This window comes from Hyphomicrobiales bacterium (genome assembly GCA_030688605.1).
GTDB lineage: Bacteria > Pseudomonadota > Alphaproteobacteria > Rhizobiales > NORP267 > JAUYJB01.
Genome location: JAUYJB010000162.1, coordinates 1 through 14,861 on the forward strand (window position 1 = coordinate 1; position 14,861 = coordinate 14,861).

A 14,861-nucleotide genomic window follows, 5' to 3' on the forward strand; every position below is an offset into this window, starting at 1 on the left:
ACCGGCTATCAGAACATCGTCAAGGCGATCCGCGCCGCCGCGGATCAGCTCAGCGCCGTCAAGGAGGCTGCGGAATGAACGAGCATGTGACAAGCGCCGAGCGCACCGCGAAACTCGAGGGCCTGGGCAGCAAGCGCAAGCGGGTGGAGGACGCCCGCTTTACTCAGGGCAAGGGCAACTATGTCGACGACATCAAGCTGCCGGGCATGCTGTTCGGCGACTTCGTGCGCTCGCCCTACGGCCATGCGCGCGTCAAGTCGATCAACGCCGAGAAGGCCTTGGCCCATCCCGGCGTGCTGGCGGTGATCACGGCGGCGGACCTCAAGCCGCTCAACCTGCACTATATGCCGACACTGGCCGGCGACGTGCAGGCGGTTCTGGCGGAAGAGAAGGTGCTGTTCCAGAACCAGGAGGTCGCCTTCGTCGTCGCCACCGACCGCTATGCGGCGGCCGACGGCGTGGAGCTGGTCGAGGTCGAGTATGAGGAGCTGACGCCGCTGGTCGACGCCTTCAAGGCGATGGACAAGGACGCGCCGGTGCTGCGCGAGGACATCAAGGACAAGAAGGAAGGCGCCCACGGGCCGCGCAAGCACCACAACCACATCTTCTCCTGGGAGGTCGGCGACAAGGACGCAACCGAGACCGCGATCAAGAAGGCCGACGTGGTCGCCAAGGAGCTGATCACCTATCAGCGCACTCACCCTTGCCCGATCGAGACCTGCGGCTGCGTCGCCTCGATGGACAAGATCAACGGCCACTTGACAGTCTGGGGCACCTTCCAGGCGCCGCACGCGGTGCGCACCGTCGCCTCGCTGATCTCCGGCATCCCCGAGCACAAGATCCGCATCGTCTCGCCGGACATCGGCGGCGGCTTCGGCAACAAGGTCGGCGTCTATCCCGGCTATATCTGCGCCATCGTCGCCTCGATCGTCACCGGCGTGCCGGTGAAGTGGATCGAGGACCGGATCGAGAACCTGACGGCGACGGCATTCGCCCGCGATTATCACATGCAGGGCGAGATCGCGGCGACCAAGGACGGGCGGATTACGGCGCTCAAGGCCTATGTCATCGCCGACCACGGGGCGTTCGATGCCTGCGCCGACCCGACCAAGTTCCCGGCCGGCTTCTTCAACATCTGCACCGGCTCCTACGACATCCCGGTGGCGCATCTTCAGGTCGACGGCGTCTACACCAACAAGGCGCCGGGAGGCGTCGCCTATCGCTGCTCGTTCCGGGTGACGGAGGCGAGCTACTTCATCGAGCGCATGGTCGACGTGCTCGCCCGCACGCTCGACATGGACCCGGCCGACCTGCGCGCCAAGAACCTGATCAAGAAGGAGCAGTTCCCCTATCAGTCGGCGCTCGGCTGGGAATACGATTCGGGCGACTATCACACGGCGCTCGACAAGGCGCTGAAGGCCGTCGACTACAAGGGCCTGCGCGCCGAGCAGAAGAGAAACCGCAAGGATTTCGCCGCCGGCAAGACGCGCAAGCTGATGGGCATCGGGGTTGCCTTCTTCACCGAGATCGTCGGCGCCGGGCCGATCAAGAACTGCGACATCCTGGGCCTCGGCATGTTCGATTCCTGCGAGATCCGCATCCATCCGACCGGCAGCGCCATCGCCCGCCTCGGCACCATCAGCCAGGGCCAGGGCCACGCCACCACCTTCGCCCAGATTCTGGCGAGCGAGATCGGCATCCCGGCCGACAAGATCACGGTCGAGGAGGGCGACACCGACACGGCGCCTTACGGGCTCGGCACCTACGGCTCGCGCTCGACGCCGGTCGCCGGCGCCGCCACCGCCATGGCGGGCCGCAAGATCCGCGCCAAGGCGCAGATGATCGCCGCCTATCTGCTAGAGGTGCACGAGGGCGATCTCGAATGGGACGTCGACCGGTTCCAGGTCAAGGGCGCTCCGGAGCGCTCCAAGACCATGGCGGAACTGGCGTTTGCCGCATACAACAATGTGCCGCCGGGCATGGAGCCGGGGCTCGAGGCGGTGAGCTACTACGACCCGCCGAACATGACCTATCCGTTCGGCGCCTATGTCTGCGTCGTCGACGTGGACGTCGACACCGGCGTCACCGACGTGCGCCGCTTCTACGCGCTCGACGATTGCGGCACCCGCATCAACCCGATGATCATCGAGGGCCAGGTGCATGGCGGGCTGACCGAGGCGCTGGCCATCGCCATGGGCCAGGAGATCGCCTATGACGAGCTCGGCAACGTCCATGGCGGCTCGTTCCTCGACTATTTCCTGCCCACCGCGATGGAGACGCCGGTGTGGGAGACCGACTTCACGGTCACGCCCTCGCCGCACCATCCGATCGGCGCCAAGGGGGTAGGCGAATCGCCCAATGTGGGCGGCGTTTCCGCCATTTCCAACGCCGTCAACGACGCCTTTGCGCATCTCGGCCTCAAGCACACCCAGATGCCGCACGACCATTGGCGGGTGTGGAAGACGGCGGAACGGCTCGGTCTGGTCGGCTAGCGAACGGGCGCCCGCGACGTTGCGGCGCGCGGCGGACGGGCCTATATGGCGCTTGGCTTTCGCAGCGGGGGGAGAGGGCGCTACCAGAGGGGCCGGTGCGCGAGACCCGCGCGCCGGCCGACATCGTTATGGGTGCGATGAGCTATCAGGAGCTTCAGGAGCGGCTCGGCGCGGTCGGCTATATCGCCGACGAGACGCTGTCCATGGCGCTCTATCTCGCCATGGAGCTTAGGCGGCCGCTCCTGCTCGAGGGCGAGGCCGGCGTCGGCAAGACCGAGATCGCCAAGGCGCTGGCCGAGATCGAGGGCAAGCGGCTGATCCGCCTGCAATGCTACGAGGGCCTCGACGCCAACGCCGCCATCTACGAGTGGAACTATCAGCGCCAGCTTCTCTCCATCAAGGCGCATGAGGGCCGCAAGGCCGACGCCGACGAATTGGAGGCGCACATCTTCTCCGAGCCCTATCTGTTGCGCCGGCCGCTCCTGGAGGCGATCTCGCAGGACACTCCCCCGGTGCTGCTGATCGACGAGATCGACCGGGCGGACGAGGAATTCGAGGCCTATCTGTTGGAAATCCTGTCGGACTTCCAGGTGACCGTACCCGAGCTCGGCACCATTTCCGCGCGCTCCGTCCCGCACGTCATCCTGACCTCGAACGGGACCCGCGAGCTGTCGGACGCGTTGCGCCGGCGCTGCCTTTACGCCTATGTGGATTTTCCGGACACGGAAAAAGAGCTCGCCATCGTGCGTGCGCGCATGCCGGGCATCGATGCCGCGCTTTGCGGCGAGATCGTCCGCTTCGTCCAGGCGCTGCGGCGCGAGGAGCTGGAGAAGGTCCCCGGCATCGCCGAGACGCTCGACTGGGCGGCGGCGCTGACGGGCTTGGGGCTCAAGCACCTCAAGGACGACCCGAAGGCGCTGCAGGCAAGCCTCATCTGCCTGTTGAAGACCGAAGCCGACCTCAAATCCGTGACATCCGAGGTCACCGACCGACTTGTCGGCAAGGTCGCGTAAGACCATGAGCGACGTGCCGCACATACAAGCGGTTCCAGGGCCTGCCCGGCGCATGTCGGGCTTCATGGCGCATCTGAGACTTAACGGCTTTGCGGCGGGTCCCGCCGAGACCGCGGGTGCACTCGACGTGATGCGCCGGCTCGGCATCGCGGGCGGCGCACCAGCCGCGCGCATGGCGCTGAAGAGCTACCTTGCCGGCCGCCGGCAGGACTGGGAGCGTTTCGACGAGCTGTTCGACGCCTATTGGCACGAGCGCGGCGTGCGCCGGGCCGTGCCGGCCCATGCCGGGGAGGGCGGAGAGGCGGCCGCGCGGCCGAAAATCTGGGACCGGACGCTGCCGCCGAACGAAGGCGGCGATCTGGCGGTAAGGGCGGAAGCGCCGGGCGACGCCCCGGAGTCGGAGGCGGAAGGCGTGGGCCGCCTCGTCGCAAGCCGCCAGGACTTGCTGAAAAATACCGATCTCAGGCACATCGCCGACGCCGACGAGATCGCCGAAGCCGAAAAGCTCGCCTATCGGCTCGCCAGCGCCATCCGCTACCGGCTGAGCCGGCGGCGCAAGATCGCCGCCCGCGGCAAGACAATCGACATGCGCCGCACCATCCGCGGCAATCTCAGGTATGGCGGCGAGCCCATCTCGCTTGCCTGGCGCCGGCGGCCGGACGAGCCGATCCGCATCGTCGTGCTGCTCGACGTTTCCGGCTCGATGAAGCCCTACAGCCGCTTCTTCCTGCAATTTACCGCCGGCCTCATCGGCCATTGGATCAAGGCCGACGCCTTTCTATTCCACACGCGGCTTGCCCGCGTCACTTCGGCGCTGCGCGACAGGGACGTGCTCAGGGCGATGGGGCGGCTGTCGCTGATGAGCCAGGGCTTCGGCGGCGGCACGGCGATCGGCCAGTGCCTGCATCTGTTCAACCGGCGCTATGCCAAGGAAGCGCTCGATTCGCGCACCGTCGTGATCGTGCTGTCGGACGGCTACGACACCGACCCGCCGGAGCTTCTGGAAGCGGAGTTGAAGCGGCTGAAGAAGCGGGTGCGCCGGCTCGTCTGGCTCAACCCGCTGATCGGCTGGCGCGACTATGCGCCGGTCGCCCGCGGCATGGCCGCCGCCATGCCCTATGTCGATTGCTTCCGCGCCGCCCACACGCTCGAAGAGATGGCGCGGCTCGAAGCGGACCTTGCGCGGCTCTAGGGAGGCTGCCGACCATGGCCAAGAAAACCGAACAGTTGATCGACCTGATCGCCGATCTGCGCCGCCGCGACGAGGAGTTCTGCGTCGTCACCGTGGTGCGCACCAAGGATGCCACCTCGGCCAAGGCCGGCGCCAAGGCGCTGGTAACCGGGGACGGCGAGATCCACGGCCATGTCGGCGGGTCCTGCGTGACCGGCGCGACCCGCAGCGTCGCGGCGGAAGTTCTCAAGACCGGCGTGCCGCGGCTGATCCGGATCAAACCAACGGACTGCGTCGTCGAACGCCTCGATGCCGACGGTGTCGAGCAATATAAGAGCGGCTGCCCCAGCGGCGGCACCGTCGATCTGTTCATCGAGCCGATGCGCCGCGCGCCGCGGCTCGTCGTCTGCGGAGCGGCGCCCGTCGCGGTCGCGCTCGCCGAGCTTGGCGCCGTCATGGGCTATCGCATCGCCGTTGCCGCCAAGGCCGAGGACCATGGCCGCTTTGCCGGCATAGACGAGATGATCGACGGCTTCGACTTGGGTCCGCTCGACATCAGCAAACGCGACTTCATCACCGTCGCCACCCAGGGCAAGGGCGACCGCGACGCGCTTTCGGCCGCGGTGGCGAGCCCCGCCGCCTATGTCGCGCTCGTCGGCAGCCGCCGCAAGGCCGAGGTGCTGCGCGGCCGGCTGCGCGAGATGGGCATCGCCGAAGAGCTGATCGCCCGGCTGCACGCGCCCGCGGGCCTCGATATCGCCGCCATCGAGCCTAACGAGATCGCGCTGTCGATCCTCGGGGAGATCGTCCAGGTGCGGCGGAGCGGCGTGCGCAACGCCGCCGCCGTCGTCGCCGCGGCTTCCGCCGAATAGGCCTGCCTCGGACCTCGCATTCGCACCCGTTAGCCTATATGTCAGGGCAGGGTCGCCGCTCGCGGCCTGCGCGCGCGATGGATCACGGCCATGAGCAAGACGATCGCCATCATCGGCCGGCCCAATGTCGGCAAGTCGACACTGTTCAACCGGCTAGCCGGCAAGCATCTCGCCATCGTCCACGACACCCCGGGCGTCACCCGCGACCGCAAGGAGGCAGACGTTTCGTGGGGGGACCTGCGCTTCAACCTGATCGACACGGCGGGCTTCGACGAGGCGGCGCCCGAAACCCTGACAGGCCGCATGCAGGCGCAGACGGAAGCCGCGATCAAGTCCGCCGACGTCTGCCTGTTGCTGGTCGACGCGCGCGCCGGCGTCACGCCGCTCGACGAGCATTTTGCGCAAATCCTGCGCCGCCACGCGCGGAAAACCCTGCTGATCGCCAACAAATGCGAAGGCCGCGCCGGCGAAGCCGGCGTCTATGAGGCCTATAGGCTCGGCCTCGGCGATCCGATCGCGATTTCCGCCGAGCATGGCGAGGGGCTCGCCGACCTTTACCAGGCGCTGCGCGGCGTCGTCGGCGCGCAAGCGGAGGCCGAAGAGGTCGAGGCGCGGGCGGAGGAAGGCGAGGGCGAGGCGCCGGTAGGTCCGCTGCGGATTGCCGTCATCGGCCGGCCCAATGTCGGCAAGTCGACGCTGATCAACAGGCTGATCGGCGAGGAGCGGCTGCTGACCGGTCCGGAAGCCGGGATCACGCGGGATTCGATCCGCGTTCCCTGGGTTTGGCGCGGCCGCGAGGTGGCGCTCCACGACACGGCGGGCATGCGCAGGCGCGCGCGAGTGCAGGAAAGCCTGGAGAAGCTGTCGGTCGCCGACGCGCTCAACGCCATCCGCTTCGCCGAGGTGGTGGCGCTCTTGATCGATGCGCGGGAGCCTTTCGAGAAGCAGGACCTGCAGCTTGCCGACCTTGTCGAGCGCGAGGGAAGGGCGCTCGTCATCGGCGTCAACAAATGGGATCTGGCTGCCGACAAGAAGGCACTGCGCAAAGAGCTGGCAGAAGAGCTGGAACGGCTTCTGCCGCAGCTTCGCGGCGTGCGGCTCGTTTCCGTCTCGGCGCTGAACGGGACCGGCATCGAGGCGCTGATGGAGGCGGTCGTCGCGGCGGCCGACGTCTGGAACCGGCGCGTCCCGACCGCCGCGCTCAACCGCTGGCTTGCAGACGCCGTCGCGGCGCATCCGCCGCCGGCCGTCGCCGGAAGGCGCATCCGCCTGCGCTACATGACGCAGGCCAAGGCGCGCCCGCCGACATTCGTCCTGTTCTCGCAGCGCGCCAAGTCGCTGCCAACCGCCTACCGGCGGTATCTCGTCAACGGATTGCGCACCGCCTTCGCGCTTCCCGGCACGCCGATCCGCTTGAGCCTGCGCACCGGCACGAACCCCTATGCCGAAAGTGGGGGTAGGTCCTAAGACCGGACGATGGTGTCGCTGGGGGCGTCGTAGAGGACGCCGTTCTCGGTGAAATCGGCGCCGGCGAGGGTGAAGAACGCGTCTTCCAGCGCCTCGGGCGGCGGCAGGCTCTCGGGGTCCTCGCCCGGCATGGCCTTGGCCCGCATGGCGGTGCGGGTCGGGCCCGGATTGAGGAGATTGGCGCGCGCCGTTGTCATGGCGATCTCGGCTGCGTAGATGCGCACCATCGCCTCGAGCGCCGCCTTGGAGACCGCGTAAGCGCCCCAATAGGCCTTGGGATGGCGGGCCACGCCGGAAGTGACGAAGACCGCGCGGCCGGCCTCCGACTGGCGCAACAGCGGGTCGAGGGAGCGGATCAGGCGCCAGTTCGCGGTCAGGTTGACGGCCATGACCTCGTCCCAATCCTTTGGCGCCACATGGGCGAGCGGGGAAAGCGGGCCGAGCACGCCGGCATTGCCAATCAGCACGTCGAGCCTTTTCCAGCGCTCATAGATGGCGCCACCGAGCCGGTCGATGCCGAGCCCGTCGTCGAGGCTGAGAGGAACCAGGGTCGCGGCGCTGCCGAGCGCGCGCACCTCGTCGTCGAGCTCCTCCAGACCCCCGACGGTGCGCGCCACCGCGATCACATGCGCCCCTTCGCGGGCAAAGGCGCGAGCGAGCGCCCGGCCGATGCCGCGCGACGCGCCAGTGATGAGAGCGATGCGGCCGTCGAATCTGCCGCTCATCCAACCTCGGCGAGGAGCGAGAGCTGCAGGGGCTCGAAGGCGCCGTCGCGGTCGGTCAGCGGGGTCGGGTAGTCGCCGGTGAAGCAGTGGTCGGTGAATTGCGGGTGCACCGGGTCGCGGCCTTGATAGCCCATCGCCCGGTAGATTCCGTCGACGGAGAGAAATTCCAGCGAGTCGCAGCCGATGAAGTTGCGCATGGCCTCAAGGTCGCGGGTCGCAGCCAGCAGGTTCTTCTGATCCGGGGTGTCGATGCCGTAATAGTCCGGATGGGTGATCGGCGGGCTTGCGATGCGCATATGCACCGCACGGGCGCCGGCGTCGCGCACCATCTGCACGATCTTCACCGCGGTCGTGCCGCGGACGATGGAATCGTCGATCAGTACGACGCTTTTGCCGGCGACCTGGGAGCGGTTGACATTGTGCTTCAGCTTGACGCCGAGCTGGCGGATCTGCTGGGTCGGCTCGATGAAGGTGCGGCCGACATAATGGTTGCGGATGATGCCGAGCTCGAACGGGAGGTTGGCAGCCTGCGCATAGCCGAGCGCCGCCGGCACGCCGGAATCCGGCACCGGCACGATCACGTCGGCAGGCGCCGGCGCCTCCAGGGCCAGTTGCTCGCCCATGCGCTTGCGCACCTCGTAGACGCTGCGGCCGTTGACGATGGAATCGGGGCGGGAGAAATAGATGTATTCGAAGATGCAGGGGCGGGGCCGCTGCGGCGCGAAGGGTTTCAGCGATTCCAGGCCGTCCTCGGTGATGACCACGATCTCGCCGTTCTCCACGTCGCGCACGTAGCGGGCGCCGATGATGTCGAGCGCGCAGGTCTCCGAGGCCAGGATCGGCGTGCCGCTGAGATCGCCGAGCACCAGCGGCCTTATGCCGAGCGGGTCGCGGGCGCCGATCAGCTTCTTGTTGGTCAGCGCGACCAGGGAATAGGCGCCCTCGATCTGGCTCAGCGCCTCGATGAAGCGGTCGATGAAACGCCGCCCCGGGCTGCGCGCCACCAGATGCAGAATGACCTCGGTGTCCGAAGTCGACTGGCACAGCGCGCCTTCGCGCACGAGCTGACGGCGCAGGGTTACGGCGTTGGTGAGATTGCCGTTATGACCGACCGCGAAGCCGCCGCCGGCAAGCTCGGCGAACAATGGCTGGACGTTGCGCAGGATGGTTTCGCCGGTGGTCGAGTAGCGGTTGTGGCCGATGGCCGCCTGGCCAGCCAGTCGCTCGATGACGCGGGCATCGGAGAAATGGTCGCCGACCAGGCCGAGGTGGCGCTCGGAATGGAACTGGCGGCCGTCGAACGAGACGATGCCGGCCGCCTCCTGGCCGCGATGCTGCAGCGCGTGCAGGCCGAGCACCACAAGCGCGGCTGCGTCCGGGTAGCCGAAAACGCCGAACACGCCGCAATGTTCGCGCAGTCGGTCGCCGTCTGAATCGAAATCGCGCCTGCCAGGGGCGGAGCTTTCGATCATGTCAGAGATCCCGGTTGTCGCCGCGGGGGGACGTTCATACCGTTCGTCACTGCTCGCCGGCCCCGCGCGTGCTCTCCATGAGCTGGTCCAGGCTTCGCCGCTCAGTGCGCTTATAGCCCAGCTCGTTGTCGGAGTCTTCATTTTTGCTGTCGCCTTCCGGCGGCGGCCCCTCCGGGGGGCCCTCTCCCTCATCGGGCTCGCCCGGCGGCTTGATCTTCGACAGCGCCGAGCCCGGGTCCTCCGGCAGCATTCGCCGAATCGCCTCGCCGGTGTAATCGAGCACGGGCCGCGACTTGGCCTCGCGCACCCATTGCGGCTGGTTTGCATCCGGCACCAGCCAGGTGAAGAACAGATAGGCGATGACGACGATGATCAGCCCGCGGCCCAGCCCGAAGACGAAGCCGAAGGTGCGGTCGAGGGCGCCGACACGGCTGTCGAGGATCTTGTCGGCGAGACGGATGGTAATGAAGGTCACCACGACCAGCGTGACCAGGAAGATGCCGAGTACGAGCAGGACGTCGGCGAGCAGCTTCGGACTGCCGCTGAGCATCTCACGGGCCTGCTCCTGGTAGCGCGGAAAAAGCCACAGGGCGACCAGCGCCGCGACCACCCAGGACAGGATCGACAAGAGTTCGCGGGTAAAGCCGCGCGCCATGGCGAGCAGTCCCGAGACCAGCATGAAGGCCAACAGGATGATATCAAGCCACGTGATCGGCATGAAACGTTCCAACCCTTACGTAGTTGCGCGAACCTAGCATGATTCCGCGCCGGCACATGAGACCGGGCTTTATTCCGCGTTGGCGGCGCCGAGGCAAGGATTTTATCGGTCTGGCGGTGTGCGGACCGGAAAGGCTCTAGCCGAGCGACGGTCTTGGCTTCCGAAATCTAAAGTGTTCGTCGGTTATATGTGATCTTCGACTTAACGCTTTCTTATCGCGACAAGCGTAAGCTATTAGCAATTTGAACCTGCAATGAATTGAGAGCAGAATCTTGCGCTTCGCTACAAACAGCAAGAGACGCAATTCTCTAATCGCCGGTTACGTATCCTTGATGGGAGGTGCCGTCCTGCGTCATCGCGCGGAGGTCTCCGAACGGGCTAAACGCCTGGAGGCCGAACGCGCCAACAAGGTTACATCGCAATTCATCGCCAATATGAGCCATGAATTGCGGACGCCGCTTAACGCGATCATCGGCTTTTCGGAATTCATGCGAAACGCCGAGAAGAACAAGCTCAGCCATGCCCGCATAAAGGAATATTCCGATTACATCTATAATTCTTCTGTGAATTTGCTCAATATTTTCAACAAAATAATCGACATATCTAAGATTCAAAGTGGATCAATGGTCGTAGATCGCCAGGAAATATCCGTTGAAGAGATTTTGCAGCCGTGCATTAAGATGCTATCGGGTACTGGAGGAAAAAATCGGCCGACCATCAAGGAGAGAATTGATCCAGACTTGCCAAATATTTTCGCAGATATCGTGAAATTGAAGCAGGTGTTTCATAACATCCTCGAAAACGCCCTGAAATTTACGCCTCCTGAGGGTATAATCACCGTGTCTGCTCAACCCGGTGCCAATAATACTGTAGATATTACTTTTTCGGATACCGGCAAGGGCATGAGTTCCGCCGAAGCGAAAATTGCGGCGGCGCCTTTCGTCCAAGCCAAGGGTGAGATCAAGTCGGAGGCCGGAGGCCTCGGTCTGGGCCTTGCCATCGCCAAGGCGCTGGTGGACCTGCATGGGGGCAGGCTGAGCATAACCGCAAAGCAGGGCGCGGGGACCAAGGTCTCCCTCTCGTTGCCGGCATGCTCGGCCGCAACGGATGAACCGAACCGCGAAACGGAGCGCGCGAGCGCATCCGCGTCCAGCTACGCTCATGCGCGAAAACTCGGAGCGGCGTGATCATGTCCCAGGCAGCAACAGCGGTTCGGCCCATCGTCGGTCATGAGAAATCGGTCGGGCGCATTATTTCAGTCAGCGGCTCGCAGGCCATCGTGCTGTTGGAGGACACCGGGGGCGGCAGGCGGCAATCCGACGTCGTCCTGCGCCCGGTCATGGGAACCCTGCTGCGGGTGAGAACGCCCAGTTCGATGGTTCTCGGCCTGGTTTCGGCGCAAAGCGTGCCGGTTCCCACGCCGGAATCGACGGCATCGGAAGTCCGCATTCTCGAGCTGGAGCTGGTCGGCGAGCTGTTGCTGGACGCGCAAGGCGAGGTTCAGTCCTTCAGGCGCGGCGTAACCCGGCACCCCTCGCTCGGCGACCAGGCGTACGCGACCTCGGGGCGCGATCTCGAACTCGCCTATTCGCCGGCCCACAAATCGATCAAGGTGGGAACCATTTCGCAGGATCCGAACATACCGGCCAGCGTTCTGGTGGATCAGCTTCTCGGCAAGCATTTTGCGGTTCTCGGCACGACCGGCACGGGCAAATCCTGCGCGGTGGCGCGGATCCTGCGCTCCATACTGGACGCCAACCCGAACGCCCATATTCTGCTGCTCGATCCTCACAGCGAATATGCGACGGCGTTCGGCGACAGGGCCGAGGTCATCAACTTTGCCAATCTGGACCTGCCCTATTGGCTGTTCAACTTCGAGGAAATCGTCCAGGTCATGATCGGCGATGCCGTCGATGCCGAGGACGAGGTCGACATTCTCGCCGAACTGATTCCGATCGTTAAGGGCAAATACGCCTCCAACAGGCGCAGGACGAGCGATCTGGCCCTGCGCAAGGACAGCGTCGAGACCGGGGCCGGCTTCACCGTGGATACGCCGACGCCCTACCGCCTTTCCGATCTTCTCGACGTCATCGACCAGCGCATGGGCAGCCTGGAGCTCAAACATGCGCTGAGACCCTATAAGCGGCTCAAGGCCCGCATCGAGACCGTCGCCAACGATCCGCGCTATTCCTTCATGTTCGGCAAGACCGCAACGCAGGACCATATGGCCGCCGTGCTCGGGCGGCTGTTCCGCATCCCGGTAAACTCCAAGCCCGTCGCCATCGTGGAGCTGACCGGCCTGCCGTCGGAAGTCGTCGACGTGCTGGTGTCGGTCATTTGCCGCCTGTCGTTCGATTTCGCCATGTGGGGCGAGGGGCGCATGCCGCTCACGATCATCTGCGAGGAAGCCCACAGATATATTCCCAACGATCCCAAGCTCGGCTTCCGGCCGACGCGGCAGGCCATCGCCCGCATTGCCAAGGAGGGACGCAAATACAGCGTGTCTCTTTGCGTCGTAAGCCAACGGCCGGGCGAGCTCGACGCAACGATCCTGTCGCAATGCAGCACCGTCTTCTCTCTGCGTCTGGCCAATGAGGACGATCAGCATATCGTCCGCGCGGCGATTTCCGACGCGGCCGCCAGCCTGCTCGAATTCCTGCCGGCGCTCGGCGAACGAGAAGCCATCGCCTTTGGCGACGGCGTGACATTGCCGATGCGTTTCCGCTTCCTCGAGTTGCCGGCCGATGCGCTTCCCCGGGGCCGCAACGCCGCCTTCACCGATCAATGGAAAGAAAATCAGAAGAACGGGAGCTATGTCGAAGCGGTGGTCAATCGCTGGCGCGCCGCATATGCCGTCAATCTGTGGCAAGACCAGGGGGCCGGCGCGAGCCGCGGCGGGACGCAGCGGGAGAACGTCGCTGCGGAAGAACCGCCCGCCGCCAAGCTGGCGGTGGAGCCCGAAGCCGCGCCGGCGGCGCCGGACGTGAATCTCGAGGCCGCGACAGAAGCGCGGGGGGCATCGCTTGAAGCAAGACTCAACCTACTGAAGGAGCGGCTTGCACAAGGCGGTTCGCTGTCCGATCCGCCGGTCCGCGACTGACCCGATCGGGGACTGCCCCGCCATCCGGCTACCGGCCGGTCCTTATCCATACTCGTTCAGACGACCGTTCACGCGCTCGCAAGAGGCGGCGAGGAATCGTGTCTTATACCGAATTCATATGCTATATTTCGCATATGATAGTGGAATTGGGGTAGGTTGCCATTGGCCCGGTTTCATGGTCGCGGGCACCGTCACGATGCAAGACACAGTTTCCGCGGCGCCCAGACGGCGCTATGCATGCGTGTGAGGCCTGCCTGTTCGCCGGCTTTTTCTGTTACGCAATCGAGGGGGATTCCCATGAGACGCACTACTGGCCGGAATTTTCTGTTTGTTCCTGGTCCGACCAACATCCCGGATCGGGTGCAGCGCGCCATGTTGGTGGCGATGGAGGACCATCGCTCCTCCAAGTTCCCGGACCTTTCGAGGAGCGTACTCGCCGATTTGAAGAAGGTGTTCAAGACCGACGAGGGGCAGGTATTCGTCTTTCCCTCATCCGGGACCGGCGGCTGGGAGGCCGCGCTGACCAATACGCTGTCGCCCGGAGACAGGATTCTCGCCTCGCGGCTCGGCCAATTCAGCCACCTGTGGATCGACATGGCGCAGCGTCTCGATTTCGACGTCGAGATTGAGGAAGTCGAATGGGGGGAGGGCGTGCCGCTGGAGCGCACCGAAGAGGTGCTGCGCGCCGACAAAAAGCATAAGATCAAGGCCATCCTCGCCTGCCACAACGAGACCGCGACGGGTGTGACCAGCGATATCGCAGGGCTGCGCAAGGCGATGGACGCTGCCGGCCATCCGGCCCTGCTGTTCGTGGACGCGGTGAGTTCTCTCTGCAGCATTGATTTCCGCATGCAGGAGTGGCGCGTCGACCTCGCCGTCACCGGCTCGCAGAAGGGACTGATGCTGCCGGCGGGGCTGGGGATCCTGGCGGTCAGTCCCAAGGCGCTGGAAGCCACGAAGAGCGCAAAATCGCGGCGCTGCTATTTCGATCTCGCCGACATGATGGCGAGCAACCCTGGCGGATATTTCCCCTATACGCCGGCGCTGCCCATGCTGTACGGCCTGCGCGAGGCCCTCAACATGATCTTCGAGGAGGGGTTGGACGACATCTTCGCGCGCCACGCCTATTTCGCCGCCGGCGTGCGGGCCGCCGTCACCAAGGGCTGGGGCCTCAAGCTCTGCGCCAAGGAGCCGAAATGGTACTCCGACACCGTCAGCGCGGTGATGCTGCCGGAGGGCATCAACGGCGCGCACGTCATTGACGTGGCGTTCCGGCGCTACAATCTGGCGCTCGGCGCGGGCCTCGCCAAGGTTGCCGGCAAGCTGTTCCGCATCGGTCATCTGGGCGACCTCAACGAGCTCATGCTGATGGGCGCGATCGCAGGCGCCGAGATGGCGATGCTCGACGTTGGCGTCAAGCTTCGGCCGGGCAGCGGCGTCGGGGCGGCGTCCGACTATTGGCGCAGCCAGGACCCGGTGCCGAAGCGCAAGACCTCCAAGGACGAGCAGTTTTACGAGGCCCATTCGACGGGGTCGATTCAGGGCTGACGCGGCGCTTAAACCAAAATCCGCCTGATCCGAATCGGATTTTGGTCCTATCTATTTGGTTGAGCATGTTCTTATCGCAAAACCGGTTGCCACTTTTGCGGAACATGCCCTAGAGCGGTTCATGGTTATAGGGAATCAATTTGATGGGCCAAATCGGTTCATCCGGGCAGGCGCGGGCCGCGACGCGCGATACGGGATATCGGGCGAGCGCCGCAACGAACCCGGTGGGCCGATTTGGCCCACCGAAGGCCGGGTTCTTTTGCGCCGTGGCGGTGTTGCGGCT

The 14,861-nt window shown here is 65.2% G+C and carries 11 protein-coding genes; 8 read left to right on the plus strand and 3 right to left on the minus strand.

Annotated elements, in window-relative coordinates; genetic code table 11:
- Nucleotides 1-74 precede the first annotated feature (74 nt).
- From Q8P46_16875 to der, 5 genes are all read left to right on the plus strand, one after another.
- The gene (locus Q8P46_16875) at nt 75-2,492 is read left to right on the plus strand and encodes an aerobic carbon-monoxide dehydrogenase large subunit (protein ID MDP2621820.1); all 2,418 of its coding nucleotides are present in this window, start codon (nt 75-77) and stop codon (nt 2,490-2,492) included.
- A 137-nt stretch (nt 2,493-2,629) separates the two neighbouring features.
- Nucleotides 2,630-3,505: a MoxR family ATPase gene (locus Q8P46_16880; GenBank protein MDP2621821.1), complete on the plus strand. Its 876-nt coding sequence runs from the start codon at nt 2,630-2,632 to the stop codon at nt 3,503-3,505.
- A gap of 4 nt (nt 3,506-3,509) precedes the next feature.
- A complete protein-coding gene (locus Q8P46_16885) occupies nt 3,510-4,697 on the plus strand; it encodes a VWA domain-containing protein (protein ID MDP2621822.1) in 1,188 nt (395 codons plus the stop codon).
- 14 nt (nt 4,698-4,711) lie between these two features.
- A complete protein-coding gene (locus tag Q8P46_16890) occupies nt 4,712-5,548 on the plus strand; it encodes an XdhC family protein (GenBank protein MDP2621823.1) in 837 nt (278 codons plus the stop codon).
- Between the two features lie 90 nt (nt 5,549-5,638).
- Nucleotides 5,639-7,015: a ribosome biogenesis GTPase Der gene (gene der / locus Q8P46_16895; protein MDP2621824.1), complete on the plus strand. Its 1,377-nt coding sequence runs from the start codon at nt 5,639-5,641 to the stop codon at nt 7,013-7,015.
- Here the strand turns inward: der and Q8P46_16900 are convergent.
- Genes Q8P46_16900 through Q8P46_16910 form a run of 3 tightly spaced genes read right to left on the minus strand, consistent with a single transcriptional unit; the run spans nt 7,012 to nt 9,930 of the window.
- Nucleotides 7,012-7,740 (minus strand): SDR family NAD(P)-dependent oxidoreductase, encoded by a 729-nt coding sequence (locus Q8P46_16900; GenBank protein ID MDP2621825.1) that lies wholly within the window; start codon nt 7,738-7,740, stop codon nt 7,012-7,014. The two genes, der and Q8P46_16900, sit on opposite strands and share 4 nt — an antisense overlap.
- Entirely contained in the window at nt 7,737-9,212 is a 1,476-nt protein-coding gene (gene purF / locus Q8P46_16905) for an amidophosphoribosyltransferase (GenBank protein MDP2621826.1), read from the minus strand. Before purF ends, Q8P46_16900 begins: the two co-directional genes overlap by 4 nt.
- Before the next feature lie 46 nt (nt 9,213-9,258).
- The gene (locus Q8P46_16910) at nt 9,259-9,930 is read right to left on the minus strand and encodes a CvpA family protein (GenBank protein MDP2621827.1); all 672 of its coding nucleotides are present in this window, start codon (nt 9,928-9,930) and stop codon (nt 9,259-9,261) included.
- A 272-nt stretch (nt 9,931-10,202) separates the two neighbouring features.
- On the opposite strand from Q8P46_16910, the gene Q8P46_16915 reads away from it, so the two are divergent.
- The 3 genes from Q8P46_16915 to Q8P46_16925 all read left to right on the plus strand — a co-directional run bounded on the left by Q8P46_16915 (nt 10,203) and on the right by Q8P46_16925 (nt 14,578).
- Nucleotides 10,203-11,117, plus strand: coding sequence for a HAMP domain-containing sensor histidine kinase (locus Q8P46_16915; GenBank protein MDP2621828.1), 915 nt, complete (start codon nt 10,203-10,205; stop codon nt 11,115-11,117).
- A 2-nt stretch (nt 11,118-11,119) separates the two neighbouring features.
- The gene (locus tag Q8P46_16920; GenBank protein ID MDP2621829.1) at nt 11,120-13,030 is read left to right on the plus strand and encodes an ATP-binding protein; all 1,911 of its coding nucleotides are present in this window, start codon (nt 11,120-11,122) and stop codon (nt 13,028-13,030) included.
- Nucleotides 13,031-13,327: 297 nt separating this feature from the next.
- Entirely contained in the window at nt 13,328-14,578 is a 1,251-nt protein-coding gene (locus Q8P46_16925) for an aminotransferase class V-fold PLP-dependent enzyme (protein MDP2621830.1), read from the plus strand.
- Nucleotides 14,579-14,861: the final 283 nt, after the last annotated feature.